Annotated in this window: 2 protein-coding genes; both read left to right on the top strand. The window is 69.2% G+C overall.

All coding sequences use genetic code 11. From position 1 onward, the window contains the following. Positions 1-206: 206 nt before the first annotated feature. Positions 207-1,682, top strand: coding sequence for an IS21 family transposase (gene istA, locus ABTY98_RS42075; protein WP_502994505.1), 1,476 nt, complete (start codon positions 207-209; stop codon positions 1,680-1,682). 60 nt (positions 1,683-1,742) lie between these two features. Continuing rightward, positions 1,743-2,516 carry an IS21-like element helper ATPase IstB gene (istB, locus tag ABTY98_RS42070; RefSeq protein WP_502994504.1) on the top strand — a complete coding sequence of 258 codons (774 nt, stop codon included), beginning with the start codon at positions 1,743-1,745 and terminating at the stop codon, positions 2,514-2,516. Positions 2,517-2,620 lie beyond the last annotated feature (104 nt).

The raw sequence follows: 2,620 nt of genomic DNA, 5'->3' as shown, positions 1-2,620 counted from the left end.
TGTGGGCGGCCGTGGCAAAGTCCAGGTGTGCGGACAGTTGAGTCCCGGCTGATGGCCACCAGAAATCCAGGTGGATGGCCGTCCGGCCTGCGGTGTTCCTGATCGCTCCCTTATCTGAAGGAGACCCCTTCGTCCGGTTTGCTGGTGTTGCGAAGCATCAGCGAACCGGTCGAAGAGGTCCTGTGACGAAGTCTGACAGAGAGATCATGGAGATATTCGAGGCGTACGACCTGACCGAGACGGTCTGGTCGGCGGCCACCCTGACGGGACACGATCCGAAGACGGTCAAGCGGTATGTCGAGGCCCGAGACAGCGGGCGCAACCCGTACGAGCGCGAGCCGCGGCCGAAGATGATCGACGCGTTCCTGGAGAAGATCGAGGAGTGGGTCGAGCAGTCGAAGGCGACGATCCGCGCCGACGTGGTCCACGACAAGCTCGTGAAGATGGGCTACCGGGGCAGCGCGCGCTCGACCCGGCGGGCGGTGAACGCGGCGAAGACCGCGTGGAAGGCGGGCAAGCGGCGGACCTACCGGCCGTGGATCCCCGAACCGGGCCGGTGGCTGCAGTTCGACTGGGGCGAGGGTCCGCGCATCGGCGGCCGGCGGACCTGGCTGTTCTGCGCATGGCTGTCCTGGTCCCGCTTCCGGGTGGTGATCCCGGTCTGGGACTGCACCCTGGGCACGCTGGTCGCCTGCCTGGACACCACGTTGCGGCGGATCGGCGGGGCGCCGACGTATGTGCTGACGGACAACGCGAAGACGGTCACTGTCGAGCACATCGCAGGGATCCCGGTCCGGCACCCGCAGATGGTCGCCACGGGCCGGCACTACGGCTGCCAAGTGGTCAGCTGCGTCCCCTACGACCCTGAATCGAAGGGCGGCGCGGAGGCCACGGTCCGCATCGCGAAGGCCGACCTGGTCCCCACCACCGCGAACCTACTGTCCGCCTACGACTCCTTCGCCGAGCTCGCCGACGCCTGCCGGATCTGGTGCGACACAGTGAACACGCGCCGGCACCGGGCGACCGGACAGATACCGGCGGACCGCCTCGACATCGAACGCACCACCCTGCACATCCTGCCGGTCGAGCCCCTCGCACTCGCCCTGGGCGAGGAGCGGGTGGTCGGCTCGGACCGCACCATCAGCTTCAACGCGGTCCGCTACTCGACCCCGCCGGGATATACCGGCGCCCGGGTCTGGTGCCGGGTCGTCGGCGAGGAACTGTCCGTCACCGCCCGCACCAACTCCGGCGACCTGTCCGAGATCTGGCGTCACCAGCTGTCCACCCCCGGGGTCCCGCAGATCATCGACGCGCACTACCCCGACCATCCCGACGGCCGGTCCGTCCACCAGCCCCGGCTTCAGCCGCGCTCGGAGGCGGAGATCGCGTTCGTGAGCATCGGCCCGGGGGCCGGACGCTGGCTCAAAGAGGCTGGACCCGCAGGCGCCTCCCGGATCCGCGCCAAGATGGCCCGCGCCGTCGAGCTGGCCACCGTCCTGGGCAGCGACCGGGTCGACCAGGCCCTCGGGCTGGCGGCCGCGGCCGGGCGCTTCGCCGACGACGACCTGCTCTCGATCCTCGAGCACATCGCGGCGAGCAAACCCGCCGGCGAGGTCGTCCGCGCGGACGAATCCCACTCCGTCCAGAGCGGCACCATCGGCTGGCAGGCCCTGGGCCGGTGACCACCACCGAACCCCTGAACACTTCCTGACCGTACGTCACCCAAGAGAACGGCGCCTCCCGTGAGCTTCCCCCATCCGCCGGCCATCCCCGAGGAACTCGACAAGCTGATGCGCCGGATGCGCCTGCCCTACATGCGCAAGGCAGCACCCGACGTGCTGGCGACCGCCCGCGCTCAGCGGTGGGATCCCGCCGAGGTCCTGCGGCTACTGATCGCCGAGGAGGTCACCGGCCGCGACGCGGCCACCCGGCGCCTGCGACGGCACTCGGCGAACTTCCCCACCGGCAAGACCCTGGCCTCCTGGCGGGCCGAGGACTCCACCATCCCCGAACCCACCCAGAACTCCCTGACCACCCTGGAGTGGATCGGCCGCGCGGAGAACCTGGTGATCGCCGGCCCGTCGGGGACCGGAAAGTCGCACTTCACCGAGGGTCTGGCCCAGGCCGCGATCGAGAAGGACCTGCGGGTGGCCTGGTTCACCCTGGAGACGCTCGCCGCCGCGATCGGCAAGTCGAAGGTCGACGGGTCGATCGCCCGCACCGTCGCCCGGATCTGCCGGGCCGACTTGATCGTCATCGACGACATCGGCCTGCTTCCGGTCGGCGAGGACGCCGCCGAGGCGTTCTACCGCATTATCGACGCCGCCTATGAACGCCGCTCCATCGCGGTGACCAGCAACATCCACCCCTCAGGCTTCGACACGATCATGCCCAAGACCCTCGCCGGGGCAAGCACCGACCGCCTCATGCATCACGCTCACCTCGTGACCACCACCGGCGACTCACACCGCCTCGCCGAAGCCCTCGCCGGCAAGGGAGTGGTCCCCTTGAACTGACCCCCACCCCCAGGAACACCACTGGCCACAGGCATGGATTTCTGATGGCCACCAGCCGGGACACCCAACGACCACCCACCTGGGCATCTCAATGACCGTTGACA

The organism is Streptomyces sp. NPDC096040 (genome assembly GCF_040303265.1).
GTDB lineage: Bacteria > Actinomycetota > Actinomycetes > Streptomycetales > Streptomycetaceae > Streptomyces.
Note: the sequence above shows the minus strand (reverse complement) of the source record. Positions and strands in the feature narration are given on the sequence as shown.

What these genes read in the sequence shown, in the direction of transcription:
- istA (WP_502994505.1), top strand. Translation starts at nt 207, where the DNA reads ATGGAGATATTCGAGGCGTACGACCTGACCGAGACGGTCTGGTCGGCG.